Source organism: Alcaligenes sp. MMA (genome assembly GCF_020907215.1).
Classification (GTDB): domain Bacteria; phylum Pseudomonadota; class Gammaproteobacteria; order Burkholderiales; family Burkholderiaceae_B; genus Alcaligenes; species Alcaligenes aquatilis.
In genome coordinates this window covers 190047-207324 of sequence record NZ_JAJJPP010000001.1, presented here as the reverse complement: position 1 = coordinate 207324, position 17278 = coordinate 190047, and the positions used below count along the sequence as shown (strand labels likewise).

General features: G+C 56.8%; 15 protein-coding genes. 4 read left to right on the top strand and 11 right to left on the bottom strand.

Annotated elements, in window-relative coordinates:
* Window positions 1-6 precede the first annotated feature (6 nt).
* The 11 genes from LNA76_RS00880 to LNA76_RS00830 all read right to left on the bottom strand — a co-directional run bounded on the left by LNA76_RS00880 (window position 7) and on the right by LNA76_RS00830 (window position 9737).
* A complete protein-coding gene (locus tag LNA76_RS00880) occupies window positions 7-1005 on the bottom strand; it encodes a tetratricopeptide repeat protein (RefSeq protein ID WP_230017654.1) in 999 nt (332 codons plus the stop codon).
* Window positions 1006-1010: 5 nt separating this feature from the next.
* Window positions 1011-1991: a type II secretion system F family protein gene (locus LNA76_RS00875; RefSeq protein WP_108727800.1), complete on the bottom strand. Its 981-nt coding sequence runs from the start codon at window positions 1989-1991 to the stop codon at window positions 1011-1013.
* Between the two features lie 9 nt (window positions 1992-2000).
* The gene (locus LNA76_RS00870; protein ID WP_230017652.1) at window positions 2001-2924 is read right to left on the bottom strand and encodes a type II secretion system F family protein; all 924 of its coding nucleotides are present in this window, start codon (window positions 2922-2924) and stop codon (window positions 2001-2003) included.
* The gene (locus LNA76_RS00865; RefSeq protein WP_094197398.1) at window positions 2925-4259 is read right to left on the bottom strand and encodes a CpaF family protein; all 1335 of its coding nucleotides are present in this window, start codon (window positions 4257-4259) and stop codon (window positions 2925-2927) included.
* Window positions 4260-4286: 27 nt separating this feature from the next.
* Entirely contained in the window at window positions 4287-5564 is a 1278-nt protein-coding gene (locus tag LNA76_RS00860; RefSeq protein WP_230017650.1) for an AAA family ATPase, read from the bottom strand.
* Between the two features lie 17 nt (window positions 5565-5581).
* Window positions 5582-6916 carry a type II and III secretion system protein family protein gene (locus LNA76_RS00855; protein ID WP_094197399.1) on the bottom strand — a complete coding sequence of 445 codons (1335 nt, stop codon included), beginning with the start codon at window positions 6914-6916 and terminating at the stop codon, window positions 5582-5584.
* A gap of 84 nt (window positions 6917-7000) precedes the next feature.
* Window positions 7001-7954: a Flp pilus assembly protein CpaB gene (gene cpaB, locus LNA76_RS00850; protein WP_108727802.1), complete on the bottom strand. Its 954-nt coding sequence runs from the start codon at window positions 7952-7954 to the stop codon at window positions 7001-7003.
* On the bottom strand, window positions 7954-8442 hold the full coding sequence (locus LNA76_RS00845; protein WP_108727803.1) for a TadE/TadG family type IV pilus assembly protein: 489 nt from the start codon (window positions 8440-8442) through the stop codon (window positions 7954-7956). The genes cpaB and LNA76_RS00845 overlap by 1 nt, the downstream gene beginning before the upstream one ends.
* Window positions 8439-8978, bottom strand: coding sequence for a TadE/TadG family type IV pilus assembly protein (locus LNA76_RS00840; RefSeq protein WP_230017648.1), 540 nt, complete (start codon window positions 8976-8978; stop codon window positions 8439-8441). Before LNA76_RS00840 ends, LNA76_RS00845 begins: the two co-directional genes overlap by 4 nt.
* Window positions 8960-9463 (bottom strand): A24 family peptidase, encoded by a 504-nt coding sequence (locus LNA76_RS00835; protein WP_230017646.1) that lies wholly within the window; start codon window positions 9461-9463, stop codon window positions 8960-8962. Before LNA76_RS00835 ends, LNA76_RS00840 begins: the two co-directional genes overlap by 19 nt.
* 76 nt (window positions 9464-9539) lie before the next feature.
* The gene (locus LNA76_RS00830; RefSeq protein WP_230017643.1) at window positions 9540-9737 is read right to left on the bottom strand and encodes a Flp family type IVb pilin; all 198 of its coding nucleotides are present in this window, start codon (window positions 9735-9737) and stop codon (window positions 9540-9542) included.
* Between the two features lie 677 nt (window positions 9738-10414).
* Here LNA76_RS00830 and LNA76_RS00825 point away from each other — a divergent pair.
* The 4 genes from LNA76_RS00825 (at window position 10415) to LNA76_RS00810 (ending at window position 17209) form a co-directional block, all read left to right on the top strand.
* A complete protein-coding gene (locus tag LNA76_RS00825; protein WP_230017642.1) occupies window positions 10415-12172 on the top strand; it encodes a ShlB/FhaC/HecB family hemolysin secretion/activation protein in 1758 nt (585 codons plus the stop codon).
* 326 nt (window positions 12173-12498) lie between these two features.
* Entirely contained in the window at window positions 12499-14313 is a 1815-nt protein-coding gene (locus tag LNA76_RS00820) for a collagen-like triple helix repeat-containing protein (RefSeq protein WP_230017641.1), read from the top strand.
* On the top strand, window positions 14310-14900 hold the full coding sequence (locus LNA76_RS00815; RefSeq protein WP_230017640.1) for a MarR family winged helix-turn-helix transcriptional regulator: 591 nt from the start codon (window positions 14310-14312) through the stop codon (window positions 14898-14900). The genes LNA76_RS00820 and LNA76_RS00815 overlap by 4 nt, the downstream gene beginning before the upstream one ends.
* A 233-nt stretch (window positions 14901-15133) precedes the next feature.
* The gene (locus tag LNA76_RS00810) at window positions 15134-17209 is read left to right on the top strand and encodes a collagen-like triple helix repeat-containing protein (protein WP_230017639.1); all 2076 of its coding nucleotides are present in this window, start codon (window positions 15134-15136) and stop codon (window positions 17207-17209) included.
* Window positions 17210-17278: the final 69 nt, after the last annotated feature.

Here is a 17278-nt window from a genome sequence, read left to right as displayed (position 1 = left end):
CGGCAATCAATTCATTGACGAGGACACAGGGCCCAGGCTCTCGAGCAAGGGTCGGTTCAAGCCCGCTTGCGTGGAGGAAACCACAACAGGGGCGGGACGAGCCACAACCTGGCGCTGAGGCTGAACGGATCGATTCAAGACCACTTGATCCACTGCCACCGAGGGGGCTGAGCTCAATGCCACCGCCTGAGCTCTGGCCTGCTCTTGCTTTGCAGCCGCTGCCATGCGCAGCTCTTGGTGTTTCTGCATTTGCTGACGCGCATGCAATTGCTCTAGTTCCTGCCCAATTTGCTCGGCCATCTGCACAATGGCTTGCTGGGTTGCCGGGTCCATACCCGCCTGCTGCATCACAAAACCGGCGCGTTGCGTCTCCTGGCTAACCAGCAGATACAAGGCCATATTGCTCAAGATCTTGGGATTGTCCGGGGCCAGTTCTGCGGCCTTGCCCAAGGCCAGACGTGCTTCCTGGGGGCGGCCGGAACGCAAGTAGGCATAGGCCAGATCGCTTTGGACAATCGCGTTCGTAGGGTCTTGCTGAGCGGACTGTTTCAGAAAATGGGCGGCCTGATCAAAGTGCTCTTGCGAACCAGCGATCAAACCCAAGCCTTGATAGGCCCTCCCGGCCACTGGCGTATTCAACAGAGCCTTAAACGTATGCGCGGCTTGTTCCAACTGCCCGGTTTGACGCTGCGCCTCGGCCCGCAACACCATGACCTCTGGATCGGTGCCGTATTCTTTTTCCATGGCCTCGGCATAGGCCAGGGACGCAAAGTAACGTCCCTGCTTCTGCGTCTCTTGCAGCATGCGTACCGCCATCTGCTTGTCGGTGGGCTTGCGCTTTTCCCAGTGCTCAATCTCTTTGCTCTGCAAAAAGGCTTCCTGCTCCTGTTGCTGACGCACCAGCTCGTAAGCAGAATCCGTGGTGGAGCACGCCACCAGCAAGGTACTGCCCAAACCCAGTGCAGCCCAGCGCATTACGGGACGAATCCATGTCGACGTTTTCATTAAAATCATCCTCCGGCCACTTGGCTCAAGCCACGGAACAAGGCCAGAAAACCCGACCCTGCAGTAATAATCAACAAGGCAGGCAGCAAAGTCAGCACCATGACGCCCGTCATCTTCACCGTCAATTTGCCCACTTTGGCCTTCAGCTCCAGACGACGCTGCTCGCGCAAGCGCACACCGAAGCGGTGCAAGGGTTCTTGCATGGCACCGCCGTGCTGATCCACCTGCACAATCAGGCGGCAGATGACGGCCAGATCCTCGTTGGTAAAGCCGCTGGCAATCCGCTCCAAAGACTGCTCACGAGTACGGCCACGGGCGTATTGCTCGACCGCAATGGTCAGCTCGGAACCCATAACGGGAATCACGTCATGAAATTCACGCTCGATGGTGTGCAAGGTCTGGTCCATGGACAGGCCCACGCCTTGCAACAAACGCAGCAAGTCCACAAACAAAGGCAGCTCGGCAGCGATACGCAGACGACGCTGCGAGACGCGGCGTACCAGCCACCATTTGGGTAACATCCAGCCCAGGGCAAAACCAATGAACACGGACACAAACGGCACATACTCATTTAGCCTGCGCGTCATGGGCAGCAAGCTGAACAAGATGATCAGGAAAATGCTCAGGCCGACTCGACTCAAGACGAAATACTGCCGCGCCACATCAATATGCTTGAAGCCAGCATTCATGACGAGCACGCGATCTTCTTCACTAAGCAGGCTGGATCCGAAGCGCCCTTTAAGCCAACGCTCCCCCAAACTGCCTGCCTGCATCTTGATCTGTTCCACCGTTTGACGAGACTGGCTAGGCGCCTGCGACGTATGCGCTGCACCTTTCAGGCGTTCATCAACGACCTGGCTTAAACGCGTGGCTTGCTGACGCTGCTGCCAATGGTGGTGAAACCACAAAGCAAACAGAATCAAGCCTGCCAATGCGCAAGCCACGGCTCCCCAGACCAGAACGGTTTGTGCTTCCAAGGCCATCATGTCTTGCTCCTAGACATTGCGTGCCATCCAATACAGCCAATAACAACCCACACACTGCAGGACTGCTGCGAACAACAGCATGCGAAAACCCACCGGGTCATTCCACATCGTCAGGAACAGCTCGTTATTGAAAATCAGAATGTAGACCCCGATCAGGATCGGCAATAAAGCCAAAATCCAGGCGGACAGGCGTACTTCAGCCGACAAGGCGACCAGCTCACTGCGCGCATTTTCCCGGTCACGCATGAAACCCGCCATACGTTCCATGGTCTGGTCACTACGGCCACCAAAACGCATCGCTACGCTGATAACGGCAGCCACCAAAAACAGCTCATGCAAGCCGTGTTGGCGCGACACCGCACGCAAGGCCACATCCAGATCCTGACCAGACCGATGCAGGGAGTTGGCATCCTGCAACACCTGGCCCAAAGGTTGCGGCGTGTTGTCAGCCGCACTTAAAAAGGCCGCGCCCATACTGTTACCGATGGTGATCAAGCGAACCATCAGATCCAGAAAGTCCGGAATCTGCGAAACGATTTTGCGGTGACGCTTATCGCTGCGAAACCACAAAAAGGTATAGGCTCCCAGCACCGTCGCAAGCAGCATGGCGCCCCCCGCCACAGGGCCAACCAGCACCAGCAAGACAGCAGGCGGCACCACGATGCACAGCAAAAGGGTCAGATAAAAACGCTGCGAGGGCCGAATCCCGGTGCGCAGCATGAACTCACGCCACCCTTTCGGTGCGCCCAACCAGGCATCCTGGGTGCCGGGCTGTGCCCGTACGCTGCTCTGTACCGCCGGGCGCAAAGCCAACTGCTGCTCCAGAACGTGGGCTGAACGCTGTGCCTGCTGGTGCTGGGCACCTTTGGCCCAAAGCAGCAACGCCCCCAGCATTAAAATCACAGCCGCCAAAGCGATATACAACGCCATCATTTAGCGTCTCCAATCCCAAAAACCACCGCCTTCTTTAGGCGTGTTTTCCTGGGCCTGAACTTGCTCGTTAGCCAGTTGGTCGCGATACTGCAGCAACTTGCGGGTATGCGGATGAATGCCCAGGCTGACCCAACGATCCTGTTCGGTGCCATCGTCCAGCACATAGGATTCGTGGCGATACAGCTCTTGCATGGCAATCACGCCATCGCCCATGCCGGTCACTTCGGTAATAGACAGCACCCGGCGCTTGCCGTTGGGCAAGCGACCAATCTGAATAATGAAGTCCAGCGCACTGGCAATCTGCCGGCGCAAGCTGTCTTCACTACCCTGGAAACCCGCAAAACCGGCCAGCATTTCCACTCGATACACACATTCACGCGGCGAGTTGGCGTGAATTGTGGCCATGGAACCTTCATGGCCGGTGTTCATGGCCTGCAGCATGTCGATGACTTCGGCACCTCGCACCTCACCCACCACCACCCGGTCAGGACGCATACGCAAGCTGTTACGCAACAGTTCACGAATCGAAATCTCGCCACTGCCGTCATATCCTGCCTGACGCGCTTCCAGACGCACCACATGCGGGTGGTTCAAGGCCAGTTCGGCGGTATCCTCTACTGTGACAACGCGCTCGGTCTTGGGGATGTAAAAGGCCAGCGCATTTAGCAAAGAGGTCTTGCCCGAGCTGGTCCCGCCAGAAATCAAAATATTGCAACGCGAAGCCACGGCCGCTTGCAGCAAGCGGTCAACCGGTTCGTCAAAGGCCCCCAGGCGCAGCAAGTCTTCCGGTTTGAGCGGATCCTTGCGGAACTTGCGGATGGAGACCATGGGGCCATCCACCGCCAAGGGGTGAATGACCACGTTCAGGCGACCACCATCGGGCAAACGGGCATCGACCATCGGAACCGACTCGTCCAACCTGCGTCCCAGCGGAGCCAAAATACGACGCACAATGCGCAGCACATGCTGATCGTCGGTAAAGCCGCTGGGTTCACGCCCCAGAACGCCACCACGCGACACAAACAGCTTGTCGTAGCCGTTGATCAGAATATCTTCGACCCCAGGGTCTTCCAGCAGATCCTCCAAAGGCCCCAAACCCGCCAGTTCACGAGTCAGCGCCTGCACGATCTCGCGCACTTCCTGTTCGTTGACAGGCACCCGCTTCAAACGCACAAAGCTGGCTAATTCGATACCCACAAAATCCTGAATGGCCTGCCGTGTCCATCGGCCAAACTCGGCTCCCAACTCCTCGATGCGAGCCAGCAAATGTTCATGGGCCTGTTCCCGAACCTGAATCAGGTCGGGACGACCACCGAGCAATGAAGTATTGTTCATGCTTTACTTTTCCATGCTTGGGCCTGTTCAGCCCCCGAACCTGAATTTCAACCGTCCCAAAACCGAACTGACCTTGTTTTGTGACAGCCCCTGCCTGCGTCCCGTCAGCCCCGATGCCAGACTTTGCAAGGCACGGGTATACGGGTCCTTCTCATCCACTTGCACCAAAATCTTGCCCAACCCGGCGCTGCGCATATGCCCAAGACGCCGATCCGGTAGAACGGCTGCCAGTTCCAGGCCAAAGCGCTCTGCAATGGCTTGCCCCGAAAAGCCGTAAGCCGGATCAAACTGATTGACCACCAGACGCACATTGGCCAGCGCATCGAACTGCGCACGCACAGCCATGAATTCCGCCAGGGATACCAGCGCTCCCATACTTTGGTCGGTTACCACCAGCACCTCGTCCACCAGCGACTCCAGTTCCACCAGAAAACGCGGATTAGGAAAGCCACCGGCATCAATGACCAGACAGCCCATGCGTTCACGCAAATAACTGCACAGGCCCAGCGAATCCTCCAGACTGATCTGATTCAAGGTGTTCACATCGGCGGGCAAAGACAGCAGGTTCAAACCGCTACTGTGCTGCGCCAGCGCCGAGTGCAGCATGGTGTCGTCCATGCGATGACGCTGCGAGGCGGCCTGAATAAAGTCAAAATCCGACCCCAAGCCCATGTACAACGCACAGTCTCCGGTAGGCGCTCCCAGATCCAGCAAACCCACCCGCTCGGTCAGCGGCACCAGCTCAATCGGTAAAGGCTTGGCCGAAGACACACCGCGAACTTCCTTGCCCACGCGATTCATCTCTTGCTGCAAGAGCCAGGCCAGACTGCTGGCGGCGGTGCTGCAACCGACGCCAATACGCGCGCCCATCAACAAGACACTGCGAAAAGGCTTGTCCAGCAAAGGGCTATGCTGGGCCTGCCCCAGTTTTTCTATCAGCACCTGCAACTGATGATGCAGGTCTTCAGTCGTATCCAGGTTCAGGAACTCATTGGCACCCGCACGCAAGGCATTCACAGGCCCCTGCGGCACCGAGGCCCGTCCCACCGCCACACGCTGCACACTGGCATCGAGTCGGGCCAGGCCGCGCACCAAAGTCATGACCGGTCCGTTTTCATCCCCATGCTGTCCATGCACAAAGTCAAAAAACACCAAAGGTTCTGCTTGCTTGGCCAACTCCCGGCGCAAACTCTCGGTCGTGGGCTCAATCGCCCTTACCGTCAGCAAGCCGGCGGCTGCCGTATTGATCATCACAGCCAGCTCGGGGTGCTCTGTACACAAGAGATATTCCCGATATCGTTGCACGTCACCACTCCACGCGCTTAGCGCGAAAACCCTGGCATCTGCTCGTAACCATGACGGCCCAGCAAGAAGTAGCCCCAGGCATTGGGTGCGTCATCCAGCTTTTCCTGACGACCACCCGGCAAGGCAATCGTGGCACCTTTCTGGATAGGTTTGATCAGACGGGGCGTGACGACAATGACCAGTTCCAGCTCTTTCTGGCTGTACTGCACGTTGCGGAAAAAACTGCCCAGAATCGGCAGATCACCCAGGAAGGGGATCTTTTTGACGGCGGCTGCGGTTTGGCGCGACACCAGGCCACTGATGATGTAGCTCTGGCCATCACCCAGCTCGATCGTGGTATCGGCACGGCGGGTGCGCAGGGAAGGCATCACGCCGCCACCGGGCATTTCCACCACACGTGAGTAATCCAGATCACTGGCTTCCGGGGCAACCTTCAAGGCAATACGTTCGGGAGACAGCACGGTTGGCGTCACCGTCAAACCAATCCCGAAAGGCTTGTATTCCACCGTGGTCGTTCCCAAACCGCCCGAGCTGGGGATAGGGATTTCGCCACCGGACAGAAAGCTGGCGCTATGGCCGGACATGGCGACCAAAGTCGGCTCGGCCAGCACACGGGCCAAGCCATTTTGTTCCAGCAGATTCAAGGCCGCACTAAAGTTGCGCGAGTTATACGCCAGACTCAAACCGCCGCTTAAAGCCTGAGGCAGCAAGTTCACCCCGCCCGACCAGGGTTTACCGCCAATGGCATTGGCACTCAGGCCGATGTCCTTCATCACTTCACGGGAAACCTCCACCACTTTGACTTCTACCTGCACCATGCCACTGGTGCTGACCTCGGACAGGTCCAGCACATCCGCATCCGGGCCGGAGCCAGAACGTGCTGCGGCCATGGCATTTTGATGATCCAGCAAAGACGGACTACTCCCCGTAATCAAGGACTGCTGCCCGGCACTGGAGATCTGTGCCGACAGAGGGCTGCCCGATTGCGCCAGTTGCTGCTGCACCTGGCTGGTCACTTCAATAGTCCAGCGATCCGGGTTGGTGCGACCCGGCATCCAGACACGCAAATCCGCTGTGCCTGCGCGCTTGCCAATCAGCAGAACCTCGCCCCGCTGTCCGGCCGACGCAGACAGGATCTGCACATCCGCCACACTTTCATCGCTGATCGCCACACGCTGCGGCACTTGCGACAAGCGCAAAACATCCTGATCGTTAGCGACCAGGCGAATCACCTTCTGGCTGGCGCTGGTCTGCGTCGTTTGTGCCATGGCTGGAATCGGTGCCAGACCCAACAAGCAGAGCGCGTACCAGCACCCCAAACCCAGACCCGCTTTTTTGATTTTCTGTCTCATGTGTTTAATCCATGCTGCCTTGCGTCGCTTCCCGTCAGCCCCCACAGCTTGGCTGACCCGTCCCCACAACAAGATGTGTATTGCTTAATACTGAATGACCTCTAAACGGCCCCCGCGGATGACTTCCGTGCGACGCGGCGGCGCCGCATACGGTTCACCATTGGCTTTGGCTCGTGCCTGAACCTGCTCTTTTTCAGTCTGGCTGATGGCAAACTCGCGCAAACCCAAACCGGCCATCGCACGGTTTTCCGGCAATTTCAAGGCGTCGCGTTGATCCGCGTCCAGCCCCGCACGCGCTGGAATCAAGCCCGCAAATTCGGGGAATAAAGAAGCATCAGGCAGGTTTTCGTCCTGGGGCGCACGCAAGACCAATTGCAGGCCGCCGCTGCGGCTGGCCAGCAAAAGCTCATTGACCGACTCCACAGGGACCGCCAACATGGCATGGCGGGCTTGGGTCTCGGCACGATTGTTGGTATTGGCTTGCACCGGATCCGGCCCGGACAGCGAGGCACCGCCGTAGGCCAGCACGCGCACACGCGGCATCAACAAACGGGCTTGCGTGTCGTTGACCTCGTTACCACTATTGAAGGTGATGAAAATATCAACCAGATCGCCCGGCTCCACCCTATGGCTGGCGCCGGTAATGACATCAATGGGGATGGTAACGGCACGCTCGCCATCCTCCAGATAACTGGCCAGGCTTTTGGCGATGAAACTACTGAGCACCGGCTGGCCCTGGCCCAAATCAAAACGCAAGGTTTTGCCGGTCAAGGCCTCCAAGTTATTGAAAGACTGAGCGGGAGCGGCAGGCCACTGCGCCAGCTCCAGGGCATCGGCCTGCAAGGTTTCCCCGGCTTTCACATCTCGTTTGACCAGAACCACTGCCTGCAAGCTGGCCGCAGGCTCTGTGTTTTGCGTGCTGACTACTGGCTGGATGACCTCGGGTTTGGGCTTCATACCCAGGTACAAGGCAAACGCAACCAGCACGGCTGCGATCAGCAATAAAAGGACTGCTGCCCCCTTCATAATGCCGCTCATTAATGTGGTCTCCGTAGTACGAGTAATGTCTTGGCGCTTAAGCTGCGCAATGGATCTGCCTGATCTTCTTCAGGTCTGAGCAGATCCAGGGTTTGAGAAAGGATTCCGGGTTCAATATCCAGCGTCAGGGAAAGCTGGGCGCAGTCGTACTGCGGCTCCGAGGTACAGGCCTGGGACTGAACATCCGCACTAAGATCGCCAAACCAATGCAAAAACGCATCGCTCTTGGCTTGGCCCTTGCCATAATCTTTCGCCAGTACGTCATTCAAAAAGGGGGCAATTTCATCCACGGTTTTGACGTGCATCGTCACTTGCCGGGAAAGGTCACCGACCAGATGGCTCATTTTCTGCTTGGCCAAAAACAAAGAGCTAAACGTGATGATGCCGCTGAAGATCAGCAGTAGAACCCCCACCATCAAGGCGAATTCGATAGCAGCAATGCCTTGCTGGTGCTGCGTGGCAGGCAAGGACTGGGCTAACCGAGTCATGGCGTGCCCCCCATTGCGCCCACTTCGCCAGCGACCAGCAAATTAATTTGCGCATTGCCCTTTAATTGTTCGGGCACCACCAAGGCAAACAAGGTATCGGGAGCGAAACGGGGAATCAGCGGGGCTTGAAGATAGTCGTACACAATGCCAACACGCAGCTCTTCACTATGCAAATCCGTGGTGATGCGTACATGCTCACTGCCCACCCAACTGCTTAACCACTGCACCTGATCGGCAGCCACTGCCTTGGCGCGATCCGCGCGTGCCTGCAAACGATCCGGGCTAAGCATAGGGCCGCCCGGCCCAGCACCTGGCTCAATCAGGGCAGCACGGGCACCGGATTCGGCCGCAAAATTCAAAGACTGCTGGGCGGTCATGATCAAACCGAACGTCAGCAAGCCATACATAAAGAGAAACAGCAGGGGAAAAACCAATGCAAACTCCAGCGCGTAGGCTCCTTGTTGATACTTTTTATCGACACCACGCCGTTTTGCGAATTGGCCCTCTCGTGGGGGCTTTATTGATTGTGAATCCATACCCACCCCATTGTTGCAAGGCATAACCAGGCCCCCAAAGGCACACTACGTGCCTTGACCCGGACGCCCGGCAAAGCAAATCCGTACTTACGTTCCAACGATGGAATCAGCACCAGTACCAAGGCATGCAAACCGGCCAATACCGTGCCAAACAACACCACCATGCCGGCTTCTTTCCACCCCAAGGCCAGGCCCAGCACCGCCATCAGCTTTACATCGGCTGCCCCCATCAAACGTAATAACCAGACTGGATAAAACACGATCAGGGCGGCTGCAAAACCGATCAAGGAGTCCCCCCAGCCCGCCACCCATCCCAAAGGAAGGCCATAAGACAGGCTGACAACAAGCTTATGCAGCAGAACCGCTAAACCATAAAAAACTAATAAGGCATTAGGGATTTTCCGTAATCTCAGATCGTTATAAATAATCTGAACGGAAAAGAAAAACAGAATAAAAATAAAAGAAAGATTAATTAAAACAGACATAAGCATCAGCCATTCAAGCTAAAAGGCACAGCCATTCTTGAATTGGCTGATGCTCGAACAAAACTACTCGTGCGAATTAACCACCGTTACTACTAGAGCCATCTGTGCCTGCCTTAACCGACGTGGAAACCTTCTCAAACATCGCACGCAAATCGGCACCGAGTGCTGTCAAAGCAGCAATAATCGCCACAGCGATCAGCCCCGCGATCAGGCCATATTCAATAGCCGTTGCACCGTCTTCATCGTTCCAGAATTGCTGAAGTTGAGTCTTCATGACCGTCCCCATTTAAAAAGAAAAAACCACCCTCAATGGCGAGGGCTAGAGGCCCCTCGGGGCACAACACTTTGCCAAATTTGGCAACTTTCACCGCTAACTGTTATCAATTTTTGTATTTTTCAGATGAAATCATCTTAAACCCAGGTATGTCTATGTTTTTACTAGGGTTTACGTGTAACAACCGTTAAATACACAAACGAATTCTAGCCTAAAGATACGAAAAACGCATGATTGTGTATTTACAACAGCCAAATTCCCATGAAAAAAGGCTAAAAAACAGCTAATTTGAAACTTTTACTTACCTGTTTTGTGTCGAATCTTGTTAATGTTACCGTTTTTATCATTTCAAAATGAAACAGAACAAACGGAAACCCATTGTTGTAGAACACCAGGAATACAGCTTTAATTACTTGAAAGAAAGCGGTTTTTTTTCGATTCGTCGCTACCCACAAGGGAAAACCAGAACCCCCTTAAGTAAGCATGAATACAGTGATAAAGGACTGTTCGCTAACGAGCTAAATCATGCCTATTTTTTTTACGTTTCAGAATGTAATAGTTAACGCTTTTTAAAGCGGCAAGAAGGAATTCCCTGCTTTCAAACACCAAAAAGTGACAGCGAAGATAAACTACGGCACAGTAGAAAAAAGCGCCCGATTTCTAGCGAATACTCATTAATGAACATGAATCTCAAGCACCACTTGTCGCTGGCTCTGCCCAGAAAAAAAACCCCCGATATCATCATCAGCTTGGGTTTATGCATGGGTCTGGCCACAACAGGTTCAGAAAGCTGGGCAGACGCCCCCTTGCGGGGGAACCCGGTTGACTCTTTGCCGCCTATTAATGCGCCTACACCCAGCACCCGCACGCCCTCTTTACATATCCCGCCCGCAGCAGCCCAAAGTCAGTTGCAACAACAACTGCAACTGCAAGTGGTGGTGCGCAGCTTTGATGTCAGCGGCAGTCGCAGTATTCCTTTTGAGCAGATCACCGCTATTTTGGAACCCCTGGCCGGCAAAACACTGAGCATTGCCCAGTTGATCAATGAGGTGAACAAAATCACCGCCCTGTATCAACAACAAGGCTACCCGCTGTCCTTTGCCATCTTGCAGCAGCAGGACTTCTCGCAAGGACACATCAAGGTCACAGTGGTGGAGGGCCATGTGGGCAGTGTTCGTATTGAGGGCGATCCAGGACGCAGCCAGGCACGCATCGAACGCATTGCCCAGGCCATGGTGGATGAAAAGCCGCTGACCCAGCGCACGCTGGAGCGCACCATGAATCTGCTGCGTACCGTCCCTGGCCTGAAAATCGATCCCAAGCTGGACATGCCCGTACGCACCGATGGCGCCTCTGAACTGCTCATCAATGCCCAGCACAAATCCTTCAGAGCCAATGCCAGTGTCGCGGAAATGGGCTCCAGCAAGCAGGCTCTGGTACAACTGAGCGCCAATAGCCTGACTCCCTTGGGCGAAGAGCTAAAACTGACCGCCGCCATTCCTACCCACTCCGAAGACGTCAAATATGTCAGCGGTAACCTGACCATCCCCCTGACCGGCAACGGCTTGAACCTGGAAATTGACGGTTATCACTACCGCTCCGAGCCGCGCGACGAAGTGCTGGAAAGCCAGGGCTGGAACCGTAAGGTCATCAACGAACGCATCGGGGCGGCGATCAGTTATCCCTTTATTTTGAACAATCAGCGCAGCCTTAAAGGCACAGCGGGCTTTTATGCCAGCCGCTCCCTGGACGATTACACCCACAAAACGCTGGATAATGTCTGGATTGAAAACACCACGGACGTACGCGCTCTGAAGGCCGAATTGCGCTATACCGATGCCTCGCCACGCCAATCTCGCGAGGTCAATTTCGGGGTATATAAAGGCCTGGATGCCATGGGCGCCCGCAAATCCCTGAACACCTATTTGCAGCGTGATGCCGAATCGGATCTGGATTTGGACTTCACCCGCTGGACAGCCTCTTTCAAACAGAACCTGGCTTTGCCAGGCCAGTTCGGCATGAGTTTCTCAGCCAGCGGCCAGTACAGCTCGAACGTCTTACCGAACTCCGAACAGATTTCTTTTGGCGCCTGGCGGCATGGCTATGGTTACCCACAAGGCGAACTGGCGGGCGACAAAGGCGTGGGCGCTACGCTGGAGATCAACCGACGCTTCACAAACTCTTCCACCTGGCTCAACAACATTCAGCCGTATATCGCCTATGACTGGGCGCGTGCCTGGTACAACCTGGACCGACTCAACAGCTACAACAACCGCAACCTGCGATCTGCTGCGATTGGGGTCCGGCTATCGAACAACAAGCATTATTTGTTTGACATCAATGTCGCCAAACCACTGGGAGATTTGCCGGTTAACTCCGATGAACGCAAGCTACGTTTAAACACTAACTTCCTGTTCTTTTACGACGGGTTTTAAACACGGCACCTGTTGCACAGTTCCCCCAAGGCCATCACAAGATGGCCTTTTTTGTTTTGCATTCCAACGAATTTCAAGCTCAGGTGTTACGAAAAACGTTACGTAACAGGAACGGAACACTCCACAAAAACAGCCTTCAACAAGCTTAAGTGAGCCTTGAAACCTGGCAGCATGATTTCAAAAGAAAACAAAAAACCAACCCAACCATTTGATTAAAAACAACAAAATTAAAACAAAGCATTACCAAGCAAATCTGGCACGATACTTGCTTAATGTCTATCAAGAGCCCCTTGAGGGCGTGCTCACACTTCAGATCGGAGTCAGACATGAAAGCAAGGAATTCAGCAAGAAACGCCTCGACCCAACGCAAACTGCAACGCGCCGTTGTCGCTACCTTAGTCATCAGCGCCGCCGTTCTGGCCGGTTGCTCCTCGCGCGGTGGGGTACGCGATGGTCTGGATGTATCGGTTCGCCCACCTGTTGTTGATCCCAACCTGCCCAACCCCGGCGATGGCGACCATGGCGGCGGAGACAACGGCGGTGGAGATAACGGCGGTGGGGACAATGGTGGCGGCGATAACGGCGGCAAGGACACTAGCCTGACACAAAATGCGCTGGGCAATCTGGGCCAGGCAGTGGACAACGTAGTGCCCTTGAACCTGAGCAAAACGGGCAATCAACTGGGCAAAACGCTCGATAGCGCACTCAAACCCGTCACCGACATCGTGACCGACACCACACGCACCGTCGGCGGCGTGACTGGACTGGGCCAACCGGTCAACGGTCTGACAAATCAAGTCGGTGGCGTTGTGACCAATCTGGGCGAGCAATTAGGTCAGACAGGCCTGCCCCTGAATCTGGGTGAAGGCGCTGGCGGCCTGCTATCCCATCTGGGTCAAGCCGTCGGTTCGGTCGGCGGCTTGCTGGTTAACGATCCCAACAACCCCAACCCGCTGGGCAACACCCTGCACCACGCCACCAAAGGCGTAGAAGTGCTGACCGGCTCCTTGCTGGGTGAAGGCAGCCTGCTGCACCCATTGACCTCACAACTGGGCCTGGACGGAATCTTGTTGGCGGGCAGCGGCGAACCCATCCTGCAACCTGCACTGGGCAATGTCGGGCAAACCGTGGACAACATTCTGCCGCTGGGCCTGAACCCGATTCTGGGTGATGTGGGTGGCGCCTTGGATAACACGGTGGCACCGGTCGTTGCCACCGTCACCAATGTGACTCAGCAAGTGGGTGATGGCCTAGGGGTAGGCCAACCCATCAATGCGTTGCTCGGGGGTGTCGGTAGTGCCTTGGGGAACGTGGGTAGCCAGTTGGACAATGCAGCGCCTCTTGGACTGGGCGGTGTCGTAGGACATCTGGGACAGGCTGTCGCCTCGGCAGGCGGGTTGTTGCACGCGACAGATGCAAACACCAATCCCTTGGGCAACACCTTGAATCACGCCACCCAAGCCGTCGCTTCCCTGACAGGTGGCTTAGGCGGCATCACAGGCGGTGAAGGGGGTGGCCTGCTGGCACCTGTAACCGGGCTGCTAGGTGGCCTTGGTGGCGGAGATGGAGCGAACGGCGGTTTGCTGGCACCCGTCACTAACCTGGTCGGTGGTTTGACCGGCGGTTTGGGCGGCGGTGATGCTGCCAACGGTGGGCTGCTGGCCCCGGTTACTGGTTTGGTCAGTGGACTCACTGGCGGCTTGGGCGGCGGCGACGGCGCGAACGGTGGGCTACTGGCCCCGGTTACCAACCTGGTCGGTGGCTTGACCGGAGGCTTGGGCGGTGGTGAGGTCGCCAACGGCGGACTATTGGCCCCCGTCACTAACCTGGTTGGCGGTTTAACGGGTGGCTTGACTGGTGGTGACGCATCCAACGGTGGCTTGCTAGCCCCTGTAACCGGCCTTCTGGGCGGTATCACAGGCAGTGTTTCGATTGGTGGTGGCGCCGCCGTAGAAGGCCAGGCAGGTGGCGGCTTACTGGCACCGGTTACCGGTTTGGTCGGCGGCCTGGTGGGTGGATTGACCGGCGGCGTCAATGTGCAGGCAAATGCAGACACAAGCGGCGGTGGGCAAGCCAATGGCGGCTTGCTGGCGCCCGTAACCGGCTTGCTCGGTGGCCTGCTGGGAGGTGGCCGTCAATGATGAATAAAGTCATGAACCCGGTCAGTTTGCCGGTGAGCCGTCACCCTGGCGCACAAAGTGCCGGGGCCCGCTCCAACTGGTCCTCGCACAACGATGAACACAGCATGCTTTCAGAAAAGATGCTGATGGATCTGGGCAAGATGCTGGGTCGTCAGTTCACCATCTACGCAGAAGCTCTGAAAGCCAGCTTGGCCGAAGAGGCAAACATGCCTCTGAACGATTTCAAGGCCTTGGAATACATCATGGAATTCGATGCCTTGCCCACTGGTCAGTTAGCACACCTGATGGACTTGAGTGCCAGCGGTGTCAGCGCCCTTATCAACCGCCTTGAACATCGGGGTTACATCACACGGGGCCGTCACCCCTTGGACAAGCGCGTAATTGCCTTGCACCCGGTGATGGAAAAGTGTCGCGAGGTTCTGGCTGTGAAAGAGCGTGCCATTAATCAGGCCATCAACACCGCAGCGAATCAAAACCCGGCCCAGCTAATTGCCATGTACGACTTTCTGGTCGATAGCATGAGCACCTTCAGGCAGAACACCAAAGCCTGGCTGGATGCCAAGGCCCTGGTGCCACGAACCTCCTGAGCACCCTGCCCTCCCTCTACCGAACCGCTGCTTGTCAGCGGTTCTTTTTTTGTTACGTAACACGTTCCGCCCAAAGCCCAAAACCCGTAACAAATAGCCCTCTTTTTTTTGCTTACTTTACGCCAAACCAAGAGCACATGCGGCCTATCGCAAACCCAATTAATTGGCATGCAAATTGCTTATACAAGAATCAGGAAGCAAGCAAGTACCCCGATCATTTATTGGAGCAAGCAATGCATAAAAATACAGACAGCAAGAAACCAGGCCTACGCCTGACACTCCTGGCCACCTTAATGGCCAGCACATTGACCTTGACCGCCTGCGGCAGCTTATTAGGAGGCGGCAGTGGTGGTGGCGGTGGAGAAACCCCCACCAACCCTGGCCCAGGCACGGGCGGACCAGGTAACGGCGGTGATAACGGCGGCGGCGACAACGGCGGTGGTGATAACGGCGGCGGTGATAACGGCGGTGGTGATAACGGCGGTGGCGACAACGGCGGTGGTGATAACGGCGGTGGCGACAACGGCGGTGGTGATAACGGCGGCGGTGATAACGGCGGTGGCGACAACGGCGGTGGTGATAACGGCGGCGGTGATAACGGCGGTGGCGACAACGGCGGTGGCGACAACGGCGGTGGCGACAACGGCGGTGGTGATAACGGCGGAAACCCTCGCACTCCTGGCCCCCTTGAAACTACGCTGAATAATGTCGGCGAAGCCGTCGACAATGTCCTGCCAGTCGGTCTACAAGATACCGGTGGCAAACTGGGCAAAACACTGGACACCGTGGTTGCTCCTGTCGTGGACACAGCCACGGGTCTGACTCAACAAATTGGCGGCGCAACCGGCTTGGGCCAGCCCATCAATGGTCTAACACAGCAAGTAGGTGGTGTTGTGACCAATCTGGGCGAGCAACTGGGCAATAGTGGCCTGCCCCTGAATCTAGGCCAAGGCGTAGGCGGTCTCTTAACGGGATTGGGCAACGCGGTGGGCAGTGCAGGCGGTTTGCTGCATGCTGACGCCAACAACCCTAATCCATTGACCGCCGTGCTGGGCCACGCCACAGGTGGCGTGGCGGCACTGACCGACTCCCTCTTGGGCGAAGGCAGCTTGTTGCACCCCATCACCGGCCAACTCGGTTTGGGAGGTTTGCTGGACGGTACCGATGCCGCCCCCATTCTTGAACCTTCCCTTGCCAACGTAGGCCAGACTGTCGACAACATCTTGCCTGTTGGCTTGAACCCCATCCTGGGCAATGTCGGTGAAACCCTGGATACCGTGGTCGCTCCTGTAGGTGCCACGGTGACCAATATCACTCAACAAGTGGGCGATGGCCTAGGTGTTGGCCAGCCCATCAACGCCCTATTGGGCGGCGTAGGTAGTGCCCTGGGCAATGTGGGTACTCAGATCGATGGCGCCGCCCCGCTGGGTCTGGGCGGTGTCGTTGGACACTTGGGCCAGGCCGTTGCCTCGGTCGGTGGACTGGTTCACCAAACTGACAGCAATACAAACCCGCTGGGCAACACCTTGAACCACGCCACACAAGCCGTCGCCTCCCTGACTGGTGGCCTGACAGGTAACGGCGAAGGTGGCTTGCTCTCACCAGTTACCGGCTTGCTCGGCGGCCTGACAGGAGGCTTGGGCGGTGGTGACGCTGCCAACGGCGGTTTGCTGGCTCCTGTCACAAATCTGGTCGGTGGCCTGACCGGAGGACTGGGTGGTGGTGACGCCGCTAACGGCGGCTTGTTGGCTCCTGTCACGGGTCTGGTCGGTGGTTTGGTCGGCGGTTTGGGTGGTGGCGAAGGTGCCAACGGCGGTTTGCTGGCTCCTGTCACGAATCTGGTGGGTGGCCTGACCGGAGGACTGGGTGGTGGTGACGCCGCCAACGGCGGTTTGCTGGCTCCCGTCACAAATCTGGTGGGTGGCCTGACCGGAGGATTGGGTGGTGGTGACGCCGCCAACGGCGGTTTGCTGGCTCCCGTCACGAATCTGGTGGGTGGCCTGACCGGAGGATTGGGTGGTGGTGACGCTGCCAACGGCGGTTTGCTGGCTCCCGTCACAAATCTGGTGGGTGGCCTGACCGGAGGACTGGGTGGTGGTGACGCTGCCAACGGCGGTTTGCTGGCTCCTGTAACTGGCTTGGTCGGTGGTTTGACCGGCGGGCTTTTGGGCGGAGCAGCCCCTTCGGTAGATGGCGGTGCCTCTGGCAGCGTGAATGCCGGTGGTGGGACCACTACAGGCACCAACAACGGCGGCTTGCTGGCCCCGGTAACCGGCCTGCTCGGCGGCTTGCTGGGCGGCCCCCGCTAAACGGAAGGATGGGGCGCTCAACCGCCCCATCCCTTATCCCCAGGAGCTCACTCATTCAGATTTGAAACG